Origin of the sequence: Streptomyces sp. NRRL S-31, from assembly GCF_000718775.1 — a bacterium.
Classification (GTDB): Bacteria; Actinomycetota; Actinomycetes; order Streptomycetales; family Streptomycetaceae; genus Streptomyces.
On record NZ_JOCB01000017.1, the window covers coordinates 74,123 to 91,641 of the forward strand.

The 17,519-nt window shown below is 74.0% G+C and carries 10 protein-coding genes and 1 pseudogene; 7 read left to right on the forward strand and 4 right to left on the reverse strand.

Going from position 1 to position 17,519, the window contains the following annotated elements; genetic code table 11:
* Positions 1–154: 154 nt before the first annotated feature.
* A complete protein-coding gene (locus tag IF37_RS0109865) occupies positions 155–1,948 on the reverse strand; it encodes an RICIN domain-containing protein (RefSeq protein ID WP_253915715.1) in 1,794 nt (597 codons plus the stop codon).
* A 202-nt stretch (positions 1,949–2,150) separates the two neighbouring features.
* Complete coding sequence (locus IF37_RS0109870; RefSeq protein WP_030739417.1) at positions 2,151–3,305, reverse strand: NAD(P)/FAD-dependent oxidoreductase; 1,155 nt, start codon at positions 3,303–3,305, stop codon at positions 2,151–2,153.
* 338 nt (positions 3,306–3,643) lie between these two features.
* Here IF37_RS0109870 and IF37_RS0109875 point away from each other — a divergent pair, with 338 nt between their 5' ends.
* A complete protein-coding gene (locus IF37_RS0109875; protein ID WP_030739419.1) occupies positions 3,644–4,672 on the forward strand; it encodes a hypothetical protein in 1,029 nt (342 codons plus the stop codon).
* Between the two features lie 48 nt (positions 4,673–4,720).
* On the opposite strand, the gene IF37_RS0109880 is transcribed toward IF37_RS0109875, so the two are convergent.
* A complete protein-coding gene (locus IF37_RS0109880; RefSeq protein WP_030739422.1) occupies positions 4,721–5,101 on the reverse strand; it encodes a hypothetical protein in 381 nt (126 codons plus the stop codon).
* 910 nt (positions 5,102–6,011) lie between these two features.
* Between IF37_RS0109880 and IF37_RS0109885 the strand changes: the two are divergent.
* The 5 genes and pseudogenes from IF37_RS0109885 to IF37_RS0109905 form a co-directional block, all read left to right on the forward strand.
* Positions 6,012–7,964, forward strand: a pseudogene (locus IF37_RS0109885) (TIM-barrel domain-containing protein); the annotation flags it as partial.
* Positions 7,965–8,186: 222 nt separating this feature from the next.
* On the forward strand, positions 8,187–9,401 hold the full coding sequence (locus tag IF37_RS0109890) for a chitinase (protein WP_030739428.1): 1,215 nt from the start codon (positions 8,187–8,189) through the stop codon (positions 9,399–9,401).
* A 113-nt stretch (positions 9,402–9,514) separates the two neighbouring features.
* A complete protein-coding gene (locus IF37_RS0109895) occupies positions 9,515–10,291 on the forward strand; it encodes a polysaccharide lyase family 7 protein (protein WP_030739431.1) in 777 nt (258 codons plus the stop codon).
* A 93-nt stretch (positions 10,292–10,384) separates the two neighbouring features.
* Positions 10,385–10,843, forward strand: a complete 459-nt coding sequence (locus IF37_RS0109900; RefSeq protein ID WP_030739433.1) for a hypothetical protein — start codon at positions 10,385–10,387, stop codon at positions 10,841–10,843.
* Between the two features lie 201 nt (positions 10,844–11,044).
* Positions 11,045–12,022 carry a hypothetical protein gene (locus IF37_RS0109905; RefSeq protein ID WP_030739436.1) on the forward strand — a complete coding sequence of 326 codons (978 nt, stop codon included), beginning with the start codon at positions 11,045–11,047 and terminating at the stop codon, positions 12,020–12,022.
* Between the two features lie 87 nt (positions 12,023–12,109).
* Here the strand turns inward: IF37_RS0109905 and IF37_RS0109910 are convergent, their stop codons facing one another.
* Positions 12,110–15,484, reverse strand: a complete 3,375-nt coding sequence (locus IF37_RS0109910; protein ID WP_030739437.1) for a pyruvate carboxylase — start codon at positions 15,482–15,484, stop codon at positions 12,110–12,112.
* Between the two features lie 801 nt (positions 15,485–16,285).
* On the opposite strand from IF37_RS0109910, the gene IF37_RS0109915 reads away from it, so the two are divergent.
* Positions 16,286–17,519 (forward strand): ATP-binding protein (locus IF37_RS0109915; RefSeq protein ID WP_030739439.1); only part of this gene is annotated, 1,234 nt, incomplete at its 3' end.

The window sequence follows — 17,519 nt, forward strand, 5'->3', positions numbered from 1 at the left end:
CGACCCCACGACTTAGTTCATGTTTTGATTTAAGTGATGAATCAAGCCGACGACAAGACGTCGGACACCATGTCCTTCCATCGGGTCCGCACGAGCGCGGGACGGCGGGGCGGACCGGGCCCGCACCGGAGGGGGTGCGGGCCCGGTGCGCGGACTAGGGCCGGGTCGGAGTGAAGGACAGGGTCTGTTCGGCCGGGGCGCGTCCGCCGCCCACGCCGCCGCCGGTGGCCGTCCAGGTGCGCGGCGCGGTGGTCTCGGCCGGCCGCCCGGCGGCGGCGGAGAGCCCGAGCGCGAGGCCGCTGTAGCGGTTGACCAGGCGGTAGGTGCCCGCGGCCGGGGTGGCGGGGAGCACGAACCACTGCTGTCCGACGGCCCCTTGGCCGGTCCGGGCCGCGGTGGCCGTGGGCCGGGCGCCCCAGGCGCGGCCGGCCTTGCCCGTGGAGTCCACGCCCAGCAGACGGCCGGTGGCCGCGTTGGTGAGGGTGAAGGCGCCGTCGCCGGTCGGGGTGAAGGACCACTGCGCGCGGGCGGAGCCGGCGGGCTCCGGGACCGAGGTGACGGCGGAGCCGCCGGACACCTGGGCGAGCGCCCGGCCGGTGCCGCCGGTGATGCGGTACCCGCGGCCGGTGTCCACGGGCGGGGCGGCCGGCGCCGAGGAGGCGACGGTGAGGTCGGCGTACTCCCCGGAGGAGCCGCGCGAGCAGCCGAAGGAGCAGTAGGCGCGGAACGTCTTCCCGACGACGGCGGAGCCGGTGCGGCTCGCGCCGTCCAGGAACCAGCGGTACCAGGAGGCGGTGGTGTAGTCACCGGTGTCGCCGACGAGTTCCCACTTCTGGGTGGCCAGGTCGTCGGTGGCGTAGAGGTACTGCGGTGCGTGGCCGCTCTGGTCGACGGCCTGCGGTGTGCCGATGTACCGGCCGAGGTAGGCGTCGTAGGCGATGTTCATCACGAACAGCGGGGAGGTCGGGGGCATCCGGCCGGCCGCGATCTGCTCGGCGGCGGTGCCGGTGCGGGCCGGGTCGTACTCGGCGGAGGCGGGGGTGTACCCGGTGGGGTGTCCGGCGTCGACGGGCACGATGTTGCTCTCCTTGCCGCCGGTGCCGGGCTGGGACCATGCGCCGTCGTACCACTTGCGCCAGGAGCCGGGGGCCATCTTCGCGGCGATCGGGGCGCGGGCCACGTGCTCGTGGAACGCCTTCCAGCCGCCGTTCTTGTCGACGATCCGCGAGCCGTAGAAGACGTAGAAGTAGCCGGAGGCGTAGTCGGCGAACAGGCGCTGGTCGCCGTCGCCGTAGTGGTACGTCTGGTGCGGGAAGGCCGTGGTGTCCCCGCGCTTCGTGCTGTACGGCGAGGTGAGCACGTGGTCCTTCACGGTCCAGGTGCGGCCGCGGTCGGTGGAGACGGCGTAGTCGACGGCGTCGAAGTGCAGCCCGTCGCCGAAGGGCCGCGGGGTGAACTCGTTGTGCACCAGGCCGTACCAGTCACCGGTGTCGGGGTCGATCCACACCCCGGACAGGTCGCAGTAGTTCCGCCGCGCGTAGCCGGAGCCGGCCGGCGCGTACGTCGCCTCCCGGCCGGTGGGGCTGTTGTCGCAGCGCCAGGTGGTGTCGTCGTTGCGGTCGGCGGGGTTGACCGGGTCGACGGCCTCGCTGAGGGTCCGGTCGTAGGCGGCGGTGTCGAAGTCCTCGCCGGTGTAGAAGTCCCAGACCCGTGGGTCGTCGGCGCCGTAGAGAGCGGCGGACTGCTGGTAGTGGAAGGTGCCGTCCCGGTCGATGTACGGGGTGGCGGGGGTGTCCGTGGGGTGGGTGAACGGCACCGGGGTCCCCACGGTGACGGTGTAGCGGGCGGCGGCGGGGTGGGCGGGCTGTGCGGGGGAAGCGGTGCCGCCGCCCAGGACGAGGGCGACGGCCGCGGTGACGGCGCCGCCCGCTCTGCTCAACAGTCGCACGGGTGCTCCTGGTTGACGAAGGGCCGGGTGCCCCGGAACGATCCGGCCCGCGCGCCGCCCCGGCAATGGACTCCCGTGCCCCGCCTCTTGCACTTTCGCGCGCGGTCCGCGGCCCGGCCGACCACGTTCACGCATCCGGCCCGGCGGGTTCCCCTCGGTTCAGTGCGGTTCGGCGCATCCGGGCCGGCGGGTTCCCCGCGATTCAGTGCGGTTCGGCCGGCAGCTTCACGTCCCAGGCGAGTTGGCGCAGCAGCGGCTCGTCCGGCTCGGCCGGGCGGGCGACGACGGGGGCCGGGCCGGCCGGTGCCGGCGCGGCCCGGGAGAGGCCGCCGCTGACGGTGATGTTGTGCTCGACCCGCGTCCGGCGGTGCCGTTCGTACCCGGCGAACGCGGCCCCGGGGTCCGGCAGGTCCCGCAGCGCCTTGGCCAGGACGACGGCGTCCTCCAGAGCCATCGAGGCGCCCTGTCCGGTCGCCGGGGAGGCCGCGTGGGCCGCATCGCCGACGAGCAGCACGCGTCCGGTGTACCAGGGGGCGCCGAGCGGCAGTTCCGTGGCGTTGGTGACCAGGACCGCGCCGGACGCCTCGACCAGACCGGCGGCGGGCGTGGCGTCCTCGCGCAGCAGCGCCAGCAGCCGCTCGCGGAGCACGGCGGGCGGCCCGGCGGGCGCCCCGGGGGGCAGCGGGTCGCCTCCGGCGCGGGCGAACCAGTACGTCTCCCCCGCCGGGGACACCGCGTACCCGAAGGCGGTCGCGCCGCCCCGCACCATGGTGATGGCGCCCTGAGGGCCGGGGCCGGGCACCGTGCCGGTGTAGCCGTAGTAGACCCGCTGCCCGGCGTACCCGGGCCGCACCTCGGGCCAGAGCAGCCGGCGTACGGCCGAGTTCACTCCGTCGGCGCCGACGAGCAGGTCGCCGGTGGCCGTGCCGCCGTCGGCGAAGCGGGCCGTGACGCCGTCCGGGCCGTCCGTCAGGGACACCAGCCGGGCGCCGTGGCGCAGCGGGATGCCGCGCCGGACCGCCTCGCCCTGGAGGGCCGCGTTCAGTTCGCCGCGGCGCAGACAGCGGTAGCGCAGGGCGGGGTCGTCCGCCTCGCCGAGCGGTGCGTGCGCCACCTCGGCGCCCCGGCCGTCGAGCAGCCGCAGCGAAGTCAGCGGAAAACCGACGGCCGTGACGGCGTCCGTGGCGCCCAGTTCGGCCAGCGCGCGCATGCCGTTGCCCGCCAGGGTCAGGAAGGCTCCGAGGTCCTCCGCGGTGTCGGGGTGCGCCTCGAACACGGTGACGTCGAAGCCGGCCTTGTGCAGACCCAGGGCGGTCGCGGTTCCCGCGATGCCCCCGCCGATCACCAGTACCCTCATGCGCACCCGCTCCGGTCGTCCGCCGTCCCCGCGTGTCGGCGGTGGTCGGGACCGTCAAAGGGCAGCGGGGGCCGCGGGGACGCCCGCGGGGCCGGAATCCGGACACGGCCGGTCGGGGCGGCGGCCCGGGGAGTGAACGGGGGCCGGTGGGACGGCACTTCGGCCCCGCTTACGGGCCGGGGCCGCGCGAGGTGTGCGGTGCGGGACGTGCGCGCCGTCGTCCCGGATCGAGCGCCTGGCGCGCGCTCCGGCCCCGAGGCGCGGGCCGGGACGGCCGTGCACCGGCACGCCCCCTCGTGCGCAGGATGATCACCGGTGAAGTGGGTAGGTCCCCGGCCATGCGGGTGAGCGTGGTGGATGCGGGGTCGAACACGGTGCGGCTGGTGATCGCGGACGTGGAGGGCGGTGTTCCGCTGCCGGTGCACACGGTGAAGTGGAAGCTTCGCCTGTCCGAGCAGGTGGGCCCGGACGGCACCATCGCCGACGAGGCGGTGGAGCGGCTGGTCGCGGCGGTGGGCGCGGCGGGCGCCACGGCCCGCAGGTGGCACGCGCCCGGCCCGCTGGCCTTCGCCACCGCGGTGGTGCGCGGCGCCCCGAACCGCCATGAGGTGCTGCACCGGGTGGCGGCCGGGACCGGCATCCGCATGTGCACCCTGCCCGGTGAGACGGAGGCCGAGCTGACCTTTCTGGCGGCCCGTCGCTGGCTGGGCTGGAAGGCGGGCCCGCTGGCGCTGCTCGACATCGGCGGCGGTTCGCTGGAGGTGGCCTTCGGGCGGGGCCGGCTGCCCGACTTCGCCGTGTCCTTACCGCTCGGCGCGGGCCGGCTGACCCGCGAGTACCTGGACGTGCGGGATCCGCCCGGGCCGGGCGAGCTGAAGGAGCTGCGCCGCCGGATCCGTCATGAACTGCGGGACGTGGCCGCGCGGATCCGCTGGGAGCGCCCGCGTACCGCCGCCGCCACCTCCCGTACGTTCCAGCAGCTGGCCCGGTTGTGCGGGGCCGCGCCGGGACGGTTCGGCCCGTTCGCGGAGCGGGAGCTGGCCGGCCGGGACCTGGGCCGGGCGGTGCGCGCGCTCTCCGTGCTGACCGCCGCCGAACGGGCTCAGTTGCCCGGGATCTCCGCGCCGCGCGCCGCGCAGAGCCTGGCCGGTGCGGTCGTCGGGCACACGGCGCTGAAGCTGATGGGCCTGTCCCGGGCCGTCGTCTGCCCCTGGGGGATCCGCGAGGGCGTGCTGCTGCGCTACGCCGAGGACGGTGCCGACTGGTGGGCGGACGCCGCGGGCGCCGCCGAGATCACGACGCCGTCGCCGATGGCGACGGTCCCGTCCCCGGCGGCGGCCCTGCGGATCGCCAGTCCGACGGCGTGACGGGCGGCGGCCGGCCGCGCGGCGGGCCGGCGTCGCCGGCCCGCCGGTTCACCGCTCGGCGCGGGTGCGGGGCAGGCAGCCGAACCAGTCCACCGTGCCCTTGTGCGAGGTGTAGCCGAGGCACCTGAGCGTCCGGTCGTGCAGGGTGCCGGTCCGGTCCACCCCGCCGTCCAGGTAGTCGTCCTTCTGGTGGGGCTGTACGAGGGTGTCGATCTCGACGGTGTACCAGCGGCGTCCGTGGTCCGGCAGGTCGCACCCATGGCCGGTGACGTTGCGGCTGGGCCCCTCGCTCCATATGGGCCGTTCGGCTCGGTCGCAGTGCGCGCTGTCGGAGGCGGCGGCGGTGCCGGCGCCGGCGCCGATCAGGGCCGTGGCGGCCGTGGCCACCGCCACGGTGGCGCCGAGCAGGCGGGCGAGCGTGGGGTTCATGGTGCGGTCCTCCTACCAGCGGGGGTGACGGCCGGGAATCGCCGAGTCACCTTTGTGTGATCGTCACACCCGGCGGGGAGGTGCCGCTCGGCCACGGGCGCCCCGGTCCCCCGACCCGGTGACACCCGTACCGCCAATGCAGCAGATCGTGACCCCTGGCCGGCCGATCGGCCCGCACCCGGCCCACGGTATTGACATGAACCTGCGCCACCCTCGACCCTTTCGTGCGTGAAGTTGCTCGAATGACGCCCATTTCAAGCGTGTCCGAGCATTCCCAGTCAGGACAGTCATTCCGCAGAGGTGCGAGGGGAGCTGTTCCGCCATGCGAAGACTCCGACATCGTGGGCCGTGGAGGGCCTGGGTTCCGCCCGGGCTGGTGATCGCCCTGGCCGCGACCGCGCTGACCGGCCCGGCGCCCGCCGAGGCCGCCGCCACCGCCTCCGGCGCCGTACTGGACGCCGCCCACGGCAGCGTCGGCTGGCAGAGCCCGGTCTACGCCCGGGGCACCGGCGGCGGCCCCGAGAAGTGCCCCGCTCCGGCCGACGACCCCGACGAGGGGGTCTGCGACCGCTTCGACCTGACCGTCTCGGTGCCGGACGGCTACTGGGACGACAACCCCGAGGGCGGCGTCCCGCTGTCGGTCCGCTGGGAGCGCCCCTCCGACGACTTCGACCTGTACGTCTACGACGACCACGGCAAGCAGGTGGCGTCCAGCGCGGGCACCGCCGACCCCGAGGCCACCGTGATCCCCCGGGCGTCGGGGACGTACCACGTGGTCGTGGTGCCGTACGACGTGCGCGGCGGCTCCTTCACCGGCACCGCGTACCTGCCCGCGACCACGGACGCCGGTGACCTCACGTCCTTCTCGGGCGGCGACGGCAGGTACACGATCGGGGCGGGCCCGCTCACGGCCCGGGCCGATTTCCTGACGGACGGCCGGCTGCGCCTCCAGGCGGACCCGTCGGGTGTGCTCGGCGATCCGGCCGGTACCGCCATCGTGCGCGAGCGGCAGGCCCTCCAGCGGCACACCTCCTCCTTCGACACGGGCGAGTACTACGGCATCCGCTCCCCCGAGGCCGTGCTGCGCGTGTACAAGAAGCCGCTGCGGTTCGGGCTGTACGAACCGGACGACCGCACCCGGATCTGGCAGGAGGACAAGCCGCTGCGCTGGTCGACCGGCGGGATGCGGCAGAGCCTCGCGCGCGGCGCGGACGAGCAGTTCTTCGGCGGCGGCGAGCAGAACGGCGGCTTCTCGCACCGAAACCGCACGGTGTACGTCGCCAACAGCTTCGACTGGAACGAGGGCGGCCACAACAACTCCCAGCCGTTCTACCTCTCCAGCGCCGGCTACGGCGTCTTCCGGAACACCTTCGCGCCGGGCGTGTACACCTTCGGCTCGCCGGTCACCACCGGCCAGCAGGAACGGCGGTTCGACGCCTACTACTTCCTCGGGGACGCCAAGCAGGTGATCGGCCGGTACACGCGGCTGGTCGGCAGGCCGTTCATGCCGCCGGTGTACGGCCTGGAACCCGGCGACTCCGACTGCTATTTGCACAACGCCAACCGGGGCGAGCGGCACACCCTGGACGCGCTGGAGGTCGCCGACGGGTACACGCGCAACCGGATGCCGCTCGGCTGGATGCTGGTCAACGACGGCTACGGCTGCGGGTACGAGAACCTGGAGCGGACCGCCGAGGGCCTGCGGGACCACCACGCGCAGCTCGGCCTGTGGACCCAGGACGGCATCGACAAGCTCGCCGACCAGGTCAGGGCGGGCCAGCGGGTGGCCAAGCTGGACGTGGCCTGGGTCGGCAACGGCTACAAGTTCGCGCTGGACGCGTGCGACGCGGCGAAGAAGGGCATCGAGGACAACAGCGACGCCCGCGGCTTCGTATGGCTGCCCGCCTCCTGGGCGGGCGCCCAGCGCTGCGGGGTGCTGTGGAGCGGCGACCAGAAACTGTCCTGGGATTACATCCGCTGGCAGATCCCGACGTACGCCGGGGCGACCATGTCCGGCATCGCGTACAACACCGGTGACGTGGGCAGCATCTACCGCCACGACGCCGCGATGTACGCCCGCGACCTCCAGTGGAAGGCGTTCCTGCCGGCCGTCATGACGATGGACGGCTGGGCCACCGACCTCACCACGGGCAAGCCCGCCGACCAGCAGCCGTGGCGGGACGGCGAGCCGTACACCTCCGTCAACCGCAAGTACCTCCAGCTGAAGGAGCGGCTGCTGCCGTACATGTACACCCTGTCCGCCCAGGCGGCGAAGACCGGTGTGGGCGCGGTGCGTCCGCTGTGGCTGGAGTACCCGGACGACCCGGACACGCTCGGGGCGCGGGCCACGTACGAGTTCCTGTCCGGCCCCGACTTCCTGGTGGCGCCGGTCTACGAGGACTCCGACACCCGCGACGGCATCTATCTGCCGAAGGGCACCTGGACCGACTACTGGACCGGCCGCACCTACCGGGGTCCGACCACCGTCGACGGCTACCACGCCCCGCTGGACACCCTGCCGCTGTTCGTGCGCGAGGGCGCGATCGTGCCCATGTGGCCCAAGGGCACGACGAGTTGGCAGACCCGGGACCGGCACGAGCTGGACTGGGACCTGTACCCGGCCGCGCACGGCACCAGCCGCTACACGCTGTACGAGGACGACGGGGTGACCCGGGCCTTCGCGCGGGGCGCCGCGGCCACGCAGCGGGCGGCGGTGCGGACCGACGCCCGGGGCACGACCGTGACGGTGGGCGCGAGCAGGGGCGGGTACGCGGGCAAGGTGGACGCGCGGACGTACCGGTTCACCGTGCACGGCGGCACGGCTCCCGCGCGGGTCCTGCTCGGCGGGCGCCAACTGCCGCGGAGCGCCTGGTCGTACGACGCCCGCACGCGGGTCACCACCGTCGGGACACCGAGCCTGCCGCTCGACCGCGGGTTCACCGTGCGCCTGGACACCGGGAGGTAAAGAACTCGTATGGTCTAGTCCAAAGAGCGCTTTGGTCTAGTCCAACTCATTGACGTGACCGCAACAGCTCCCGGAGGGTGGGGCTCCCCGCTTGGGGATCCCCACCCTCTGGAGGCACGCATGAGACGTCTTCGGGCATGTCTGGGCGCGGCCGCGGCCGTCGCCCTCGCCGCCGCCGGCACCACCGCGCTGGTCGCGGGCAACGCCTCGGGCGCCACCACCGCGCTCGGCAACCGCTGGTACGCCGCCGCCCCCTATCTGATGCCCCTGGACAACGACCCGCCGGACGCCGCCGCCATCATGGACGCCACCGGCCTGAAGGCGTTCCAGCTGGCCTTCGTCCTCGCCCCCAACGGTGGGGGCTGCACGCCCACTTGGGACGGCACGGCACCGGTCTCCGCCGACACCGCCGTACGGTCGATGATCGACACCATCCGGGCCAAGGGCGGTGACGTCTCCGTCTCCATCGGCGGCTACGGCGGCACCAAGCTCGGCCAGGCGTGCGCGGACCCGGCGTCCACGGCGGCGGCCTACCAGCAGGTCATCACCAAGTACGGGCTGCGCGCCATCGACTTCGACCTGGAGGAGCCGGAGTACGAGAACACCGCGGCCATCCGGAACGAGATCGGCGCCGCGAAGATCCTCCAGCAGAACAACCCCGGTCTGTACGTCTCCGTGACCACGGCCGGCACGGCGGACGGCACCGGCTGGTTCGGCAAGCAGATGCTGCTGGAGGCCAAGTCGCAGGGGTTCACCCCGAACAACTTCTCCATCATGCCGTTCGACGGCGGCTTCAACGGGGCGGCGAGCCAGACCGGCGCGCTGACCAACTTCAACTCGATCCTCCGGTCCACCTTCGGCTGGGACCAGGCGACCGCCTACGCCCACGAGGGCTTCTCCGGCATGAACGGCCGCAGCGACACCGGCGAGTACTTCGCCCAGGCCGACTTCCAGACCGTGCTCGACTACGCCACGAGCCACAACATGGACCGGTTCACGTTCTGGTCGCTGAACCGCGACCGGCAGTGCACCCCGGCCGACAACGGGGGCCGCACCTCCGGCACCTGCTCCAGCGTGGCCCAGAACGCGTGGGACTTCGCCAAGTACTCGGTGAAGTTCGCCGGGGTGACCCCGCCCACCACCACCCCCACCCCGACGCCCACGCCGACCCCGACCCCGACCGCCTGCAAGACGGCCTGGAGTGCCGCGGCGGCGTACCCGGCCGGCACCGAGGTCTCGTACGACAAGCACAACTGGAAGGCCAAGTGGTGGACCCAGAACGAGGCACCGGGCGCCTCGCAGTGGGGGCCGTGGCAGGACGAGGGCGCCTGCTGAATCTCTTGACGTGTTCGGTTCAAGCCTTTAACTTCCCGGGTCACCGGACGACCAAGGATGCGTTCGGCGTTCATCATGCTGAACGCATCCTGGTCCGATGAAGGGACCCCCACATGACCCGATCACAGCTCCTGGCCGCGACGGCGGCCACGGGCCTCACCCTCGCCCTCACCGTCCTCGGCACCGGCGGCGCGGACGCGGCCGACCCGCACACCGCGCCCGGCGGCAACTTCGACCTGTCCGTCTGGCAGCTCCAGGAGCCGGTCGGCTCCCCCGGCAAGCCCACCACCATCCCGTCGTCCCGGCTCCAGGGCGCGAGCGGCTACCAGGACGCGTACTTCTACACCGACACCCGTGACGGCGCGATGACCTTCTGGGCGCCCGAGAAGGGTGTCACCACGCCGAACTCCCAGTACGCCCGCTCCGAACTGCGCGAGATGAACCGCGACGGCTCCGCCGCCGACTGGGCGCTGAGCGGCAGCCACCGGCTGAGCGCGACCCTGCGCGTGGTGTCCGTGACCAAGAACGTGTGCGTCGGCCAGATCCACCTGGGCTCCGGCGGTTCCTCCACCAAGCCGCTGGTGGAGCTGTACTACCACGCCGACGGGGACATCGTCCTCGGCACCGAGAACTCCCCGTCCGGCGGCCAGACCCCGCACACCGTCGGGCACGTGTCCCTCGGCAAGACCTGGAGCTACACCATCGCCGTCTCCGGCGGGAACACCGTCGACCTGACCGTGAACGGCTCCACCACCCACTACGCCATCCCGTCGTCCTTCAAGCCGTACAAGCAGTACTTCAAGGCCGGCTCCTACAACCAGTCCTCCTCCGACAGCACCACCAACGGCGCCCGCGTGGCCTTCTACGGGCTGACCGTCTCCCACGGCTGACACGCTCCCCGACCTGCGCGACTGGTGCGAACGCCGGGACGGTCGTAGCGTCGGGTGCACGCGGTCGGAACGGCACGACGGGCGGGAGCGGCCATGCGCGGATCACTGGTGGGAACGACGGTCACCCTCGCGGCAGGGGCCCTCCTGACAGCCGCCATGACCACGGCCTCGGCCGTGCCGCCGGCCGCCACGGCACCGCGGCACGGCCATGGGTCCCAGCCCGTCCTGGTCGACTGCCGGTGGCAGCGCACCGTCCGGCCCGACGACTTCCTCCTGGCCTGCGGCGACGGCAACAGCCTCCTCACCGGGCTGCGCTGGTCCGAGTGGACCCCGGGCGGGGCGACCGCCGTCGGCGTGAACATGGTGAACGACTGCAAGCCGGACTGCGCGGCCGGCGCCTTCCACTCCTACCCGGTGACCGTCCGGCTCGACGGCCCCGAGCCGTGGAAGAAGCACCCCTACGTACAGCGCTACACCCGGATGAGCCTCACCTACGCGGACGACCGTCCGGAGGGCTACCACCGGGTCATGACGTACCCGCTCTGGGGCTGACGGCCGGGAACCGGCCGGGCGTCCCGGAGCGGTGCGCGGCCGGACACCGGCCGCACACCGGCGGATCGCCCCGGGCGGCACCGCACGGTCATCCGCGCGGGCGATCCCGCGGCCCGGCCACCGCCATCCGCCCGCCCTCCCCCGTCATGTTGGTGTGACCCCGCACGCCGGCGCCCCGCGCGCCGGCCGAGAAGAGGTCACATGCCCCGACGCCCCCGCCCGGCCGGTGCCGCCACCGCCGCGCTCGCACTCGCCCTGGTCGCCGCCGCGCCCGCCGGCGACGAGGAGCCGCTCGTCACGGAAGCGCGCATCGTCACCCACCTCGACCCGGCCGCCGGGCAGACGCCCGAGAACATCGCGCTCGAACCCGACGGCTCCGCCGACCTCACCTTCGCCTACGCCCGTACGGTCACGCACGTGACCCCGGACGGGACCCGCACGGTCCGCGCGCGGCTGCCGGAAGTGGCGGCCCCGGCCACCCCCGTCATGCACAGCGCCCTCGTCACCGGAATCGCCCGCGCCCACGACGGCACGCTGTACGTCAACTACGCCACCGGCACCAGCGCGACCGGCGTCTGGCGCGTCCCGCCCGGCGGCGGCGCACCGGTGCGCATCGCCCGGCTGCCGCCCGACGGACTGCCCAACGGGCTGGCCCTGGACGAGAGCCGGGGCGTGCTCTACGCCACCGACTCGGTGCGCGGCACGATCTGGCGCGTCCCGCGGGCGGGCGGCACGGCCACGGCCTGGGCGACGGGGCCGGCCCTCGCCCCGCTCCCCGCCCCGGCCCTCGACTGCGGCGCCAACGGCGTCAAGGTCCACCGCGGTGCCGTGTGGGTGTCCAACACCGACCGGGGCACCCTGCTGCGCATCCCCGTCGCCCCGGACGGCGCCGCCGGTCCCGTCGAGACCCGGGCCACCGGGCTCGACGGCATCGACGACTTCGCCTTCCCCGGGCCCGGCACGAGCGTGGTGGCCGCGCTGAACACGGTCGGCAGGGTGGTGCTGGTGCGCCCGGACCGCACCACCACGACGCTGCTCACCGGGCGGGACGGCCTGTCGGAGCCGACCTCGGTGGCCGTCCGCGGCCGGACCGTGTACGTGCCGAGCGCCTCCTACCGCGCCCGCCGGGACCCGAACCTCCTCCTCGCCCGGCTCCGGCACCTGATCGGCCGGGGCTGAGACCGCCCGCCGGCCGGGCCGGACCCGGCCGGCGGCCTTCCCCGGCGCCCGGACCCAGGGCTCCCGGCCCCGTGCCCCGTGCCCGGGTCAGGCCAGCTCCGCCAGCAGGTCGCCGCCCTCCACCTGCTGGACGCGGTTGATCGCCAGGCGGGAGACCCGGCCCGCCTTCGGGGCGGTGATCGTGGCCTCCATCTTCATCGCCTCGATGGTGGCGACCGTGGCGCCGGCCGCCACCTCGTCGCCCTCGGCGACGGTCAGGGTCACCACACCCGCGAAGGGCGCCGCGACATGGCCGGGGTCGGACCGGTCGGCCTTCTCCGTCACCGGGACGTCGGTGGCGGCGGCCCGGTCGCGGACCTGGATGGGCCGCAGCTGGCCGTTGAGCGTGGACATCACGGTGCGCATACCGCGCTCGTCGGCCTCGCCGACCGCCTGGAGCTCGATCAGCAGGCGGACGCCGGGGTCCAGGTCGACGGCGTACTCCTTGCCCGGGCGCAGGCCGTAGAAGAACGCCTTGCTGTCCAGCACGCTGGTGTCGCCGAAGCTCTGCCGGTGCGTGTCGAACTCGCGGGCCGGACCGGGGAACAGCAGCCTGTTGAGGGTGGCCCGGCGGTCCTTGGCCAGCCCCTCGCGGTCCTCGGCGGACAGCTCGGGCTCCGGCTTGGGCGCGGCCCTGCCCTGGAGGGCCTTGGTGCGGAACGGCTCCGGCCAGCCGCCGGGCGGGGTGCCCAGCTCGCCGCGGAGGAAGCCGATCACCGAGTCGGGGATGTCGAACTTGCCGGGGGTCGCCTCGAAGTCCTCCGGGGAGACACCGGCGCCGACCAGGTGCAGCGCCAGATCGCCGACCACCTTGGAGGACGGGGTGACCTTGACCAGGCGGCCGAGGATGCGGTCGGCGGCGGCGTACATCGCCTCGATGTCCTCGAAGCGGTCGCCGAGGCCCAGGGCGACGGCCTGGGTGCGCAGGTTGGACAGCTGGCCGCCGGGGATCTCGTGGTGGTAGACGCGGCCGGTCGGAGAGGCGAGGCCCGCCTCGAAGGGGGCGTAGACCTTGCGGACGCCCTCCCAGTACGGCTCCAGGTCGCCGACCGCCTGGAGGTCCAGGCCGGTGGGCCGCAGGGAGTGGTCGGTGGCGGCGACGATCGCGGACAGCGACGGCTGGGAGGTCGTACCGGCCATGGAGGCCACCGCGCCGTCGACCGCGTCCGCCCCGGCCTGGATCGCGGCGAGGTAGGTGGCGAGCTGGCCGCCCGCGGTGTCGTGGGTGTGCAGGTGGACCGGCAGGCCGAACTCGCGGCGCAGCGCCGAGACGAGCGTGGCGGCGGCCGGGGCGCGCAGCAGGCCCGCCATGTCCTTGACTGCGAGGACGTGGGCGCCCGCCTCGACGATCTGCTCGGCGAGGCGCAGGTAGTAGTCGAGGGTGTAGAGCCGCTCCGCCGGGTCGCTCAGGTCGGCGGTGTAGCAGAGGGCGACCTCGGCGACCGCCGTGCCGGTCTCGCGGACCGCGTCGATGGCCGGGCGCATCTGGCCGACGTCGTTGAGGGCGTCGAAGATGCGGAAGATGTCGATGCCGGTGGCGGCGGCCTCCTGCACGAAGGCGTCGGTGACCTCGGTCGGGTACGGCGTGTAGCCGACGGTGTTGCGGCCGCGCAGCAGCATCTGGAGGCAGATGTTCGGCACCGCCTCGCGCAGGGCGGCCAGCCGCTCCCACGGGTCCTCGGCGAGGAAGCGCAGCGCGACGTCGTAGGTGGCGCCGCCCCAGCACTCCAGGGAGAGCAGCTGCGGCAGGGTGTGGGCGACGACCGGGGCGACGGCGAGGAGGTCCTTGGTGCGCACCCGGGTGGCGAGCAGGGACTGGTGGGCGTCGCGGAAGGTGGTGTCGGTGACGCCGATGGTCGGGGACTCGCGCAGGTGCCGGGCGAAGCCCTCGGGGCCGAGGTCCACCAGGAGCCGGCGGGAACCGGCGGGCGGCTCGCCGGCGGGCAGCGGCGGCAGCTTGGTCAGCGGGTCGAGCAGGTCGGGCCGTTCGCCGTGCGGCTTGTTGATGGTGACGTCGGCGAGGTAGGTGAGCAGCTTGGTGCCGCGGTCGGCGGAGTGCCGGGCGGTGAGCAGGTGCGGGCGCCGCTCGATGAAGGAGGTGGTGACCCGGCCCGCCTGGAAGTCGGGGTCGTCCAGGACCGCCTGGAGGAACGGGATGTTGGTGGCCACGCCGCGGATGCGGAACTCGGCGACCGCGCGCCGGGCCCGGCCGATGGCGGCCCGGAAGTCGCGGCCCCGGCAGGTGAGCTTGACCAGCATGGAGTCGAAGTGGGCGCTGATCTCCGTACCGGCGTGGGTGGTGCCGCCGTCGAGCCGGATGCCGGAGCCGCCCGGGGAGCGGTAGGCGCTGATCCGGCCGGTGTCCGGGCGGAAGCCGTTGGCGGGGTCCTCGGTGGTGATGCGGCACTGGAGGGCGGCGCCGCGCAGGGTCACCGTGTCCTGGGAGAGGCCGAGGTCGGCGAGGGTCTCGCCGGCGGCGATGCGGAGCTGGGCCTGGACCAGGTCGACATCGGTGACCTCCTCGGTCACGGTGTGCTCGACCTGGATGCGCGGGTTCATCTCGATGAAGACGTGGTTGCCGTCGCGGTCGAGCAGGAACTCGACGGTGCCGGCGTTGCGGTAGCCGATCTCGCGGGCGAAGCGGACGGCGTCGGCGCAGATGCGGTCGCGCAGGGCCGGGTCCAGGTTGGGCGCCGGGGCCAGCTCGATGACCTTCTGGTGGCGGCGCTGCACCGAGCAGTCGCGCTCGAAGAGGTGGATCACGTTGCCCTCGCCGTCGGCGAGGATCTGCACCTCGATGTGGCGGGGCTCGACGACGGCCTTCTCCAGGAAGACGGTCGGGTCGCCGAACGCGGCGTCGGCCTCGCGGGAGGCGGCCTCGATGGACTCGCGCAGCTGGGCCGGGTCCTCCACCCGGCGCATGCCGCGACCGCCGCCGCCGGCCACCGCCTTGACGAAGACGGGGAAGCCGATCCCGTCGGCGGCCCGGACCAGTTCCTCCACGTCGGTGGAGGGGGCGGAGGAGCCCAGGACGGGCACGCCGGCCGCGCGGGCGGCGGCGACCGCGCGGGCCTTGTTGCCGGTCAGCTCCAGGGTGGCGGTGCCGGGGCCGACGAAGGTGATGCCCGCCTCCTCGCAGGCGCGGGCCAGTTCGGGGTTCTCGGACAGGAAGCCGTACCCCGGGTACACGGCGTCGGCGCCCGCGCGGCGGGCGGCGGCCACGATCTCGGACACGGAGAGGTAGGCCCGTACCGGGTGCCCGGGCTCCCCGATCTCGTACGCCTCGTCGGCCTTCAGCCGGTGCAGCGAGTTGCGGTCCTCGTGCGGGAACACGGCGACGGTGCGCGCGCCGAGTTCGTAGCCCGCCCGGAACGCGCGGATCGCGATCTCTCCTCGGTTGGCGACCAGCACCTTGCGGAACATCCTGGATTCCCTTCAGCTGCCTGCCGGCGACGAACACCCTGGTGTCAGCCACGCCCTGCCGTACTCGCGGACACCCTAGGGGCTGCCCGCGCGGGTCGATGTGCGAAAACCATCACACCGACGGGGTGGGCGGCGCCACACGGACGCGCCGCCCCGTCCCGACCGCGCCGGGACGGCCGCGCCGACTCACCCGGTCGGGGAGGGCCGCCGGAGCGGGGGGCGGGGCGGGAGGGGGTCCATCGCGGTGGACCGAGGGGTGCCGGGGGCACCGGAACCGGAACCGTGGGGCGACCACCGCCGGGTCGCCGCACCCATGCGGCGCCGAGCGGATGCCGGGCAACGGCGTACAGGAGGACGACGCCCACCGCGGCGACGCGCGCGAGCAGCAGCCGCCCGCACCGCACCGCGCGAGCCGCCGCACCGGGTCGACGACGACGGCGTACCACTCGGCGCGCAGCGCGCCCGCTGAACCGGGCGAGCGGCGCGCGGCCCCCTCCGGTGCGGCCCTCCCCGTCGCCCGTGTCACTCCCTTCGTCCCGGCCGGTCACAGTCCAGCCGCCCGGAACGCGAGCGTCGAGATCCTTCACAGGTGGGAAGACCCACGGTGGGATCCGGGTGCGGAGAGGCAACCTTCGTCCCGATAGATCCGTCCTCCGATACAGGCTTCGCGGCGCGGACGATCGTTCAGTTCCGGGAACGCATCCGGACCCATATTTTTTCGATCACAAACTCTCGTATAGTGACCGCCAGTTCACCACCAGTGTCACGTCTCATCAGCCGCACGAGGACCAGACCGGATCGATGACCGCGCCCACGCAACCCGGCGACCGACCTTCCCTGCGCACGTTCGTCTCCGCCTTCGCCGTGACCGGTGTGCTGTCGGCGCTCGCCGTCTGCGCCGCCGTGGCGCTGGCACCGGGCTCGGCGCGCACCCCGATCGCCGGTGGCGGCGCCGCCGCGGCGGTCGTGCTCAGCGTGGCGGTGGCCACGGCCGCGAACGCCCGGCGGAGCGCACGCGACACCCGGCGCAGGCTGGAGAGTGCCACCCAGGAGATCGGGCGGCTGCTCCAGCAGCAGGCCCGTTCGACCGAGGACGCGCGCCGGGAGCAGCAGCGGCTCATCGACGAACTCACCCGCCAGCGAGCCGAGTTCGAGGAGTCGTTCGAGGCCGGGCAGGCACGTCTGGTGGCGGAGGGCACCCGGGAGCTGAACCGGCTCCGGCAGGAGAACGCCCTGCTGTCGGACGAGGCGGCGCGCGCCCGGCGGGAGCGGGCCGCCGCGATCGCCTCGACCTCCAACGCCGCCGCCCGGATGCAGGCGCTCGCCACGGCGACCCTCGCCGACCTGCGGGGGATGGAGGACCGGCACACCGACGAGGACGTGCTGGCGGACCTGCTCCACCTCGATCACCGCACCGCCCAGGCGGGCCGGCTCGCGGACTCCATCGCCGTGCTGACCGGGGCGCGTTCGGGGCGCCGGTGGGCGCGGCCGATCGGGATGGAGTCGATCCTGCGCGGCGCGATGGGGCGGATCGCCGGCTACCGGCGGGTGCGGGTGCACTCGGTCAGCGAGGCCGCCGTCGCCGGGCACGCCGCCGAGGGCGTGATGCACGCGCTCGCCGAGCTCCTGGACAACGCCGCGAACTTCTCGCCGCCGACGGCCGAGGTGCACGTCTACGTGGAGGAGGTGCCGGCCGGGGTCATCGTGTCGGTGGAGGACAGCGGCCTGGTGATGGGCGACGTGCAGCTGCGCCGCGCCGAACAGGCGGTCGCCGGTGACGTCGTGGAGCTGGGCGGGCTGACCGGCACCCGGCTCGGGCTCGCCGTGGTGGGCCGGCTGGCCCGCAAGTACGGGCTCAAGGTGTCGTTCCGGCCGTCGGCGCGGGGCGGCACGGGCGTACTGATGCTCATCCCGCAGGACATCCTGACCAGCCCCGCCCCGGCCCAGCCGGCCGTCACGGCCCCGCGTCCGCTCGCCGCCCCGCCCGCGCCGGCACCGGCCGCCGTGGACGCCGCCGACCACGGGGCCGCCGCGC

Coding starts and splice junctions, on each gene's coding strand:
- IF37_RS0109900 (WP_030739433.1), top strand. CDS start 10,385: ATGCGCGGATCACTGGTGGGAACGACGGTCACCCTCGCGGCAGGGGCC.
- IF37_RS0109870 (WP_030739417.1), bottom strand. CDS start 3,305: ATGAGGGTACTGGTGATCGGCGGGGGCATCGCGGGAACCGCGACCGCC.
- IF37_RS0109875 (WP_030739419.1), top strand. CDS start 3,644: ATGCGGGTGAGCGTGGTGGATGCGGGGTCGAACACGGTGCGGCTGGTG.
- IF37_RS0109910 (WP_030739437.1), bottom strand. CDS start 15,484: ATGTTCCGCAAGGTGCTGGTCGCCAACCGAGGAGAGATCGCGATCCGC.
- IF37_RS0109905 (WP_030739436.1), top strand. CDS start 11,045: ATGCCCCGACGCCCCCGCCCGGCCGGTGCCGCCACCGCCGCGCTCGCA.
- IF37_RS0109895 (WP_030739431.1), top strand. CDS start 9,515: ATGACCCGATCACAGCTCCTGGCCGCGACGGCGGCCACGGGCCTCACC.
- IF37_RS0109890 (WP_030739428.1), top strand. CDS start 8,187: ATGAGACGTCTTCGGGCATGTCTGGGCGCGGCCGCGGCCGTCGCCCTC.
- IF37_RS0109880 (WP_030739422.1), bottom strand. CDS start 5,101: ATGAACCCCACGCTCGCCCGCCTGCTCGGCGCCACCGTGGCGGTGGCC.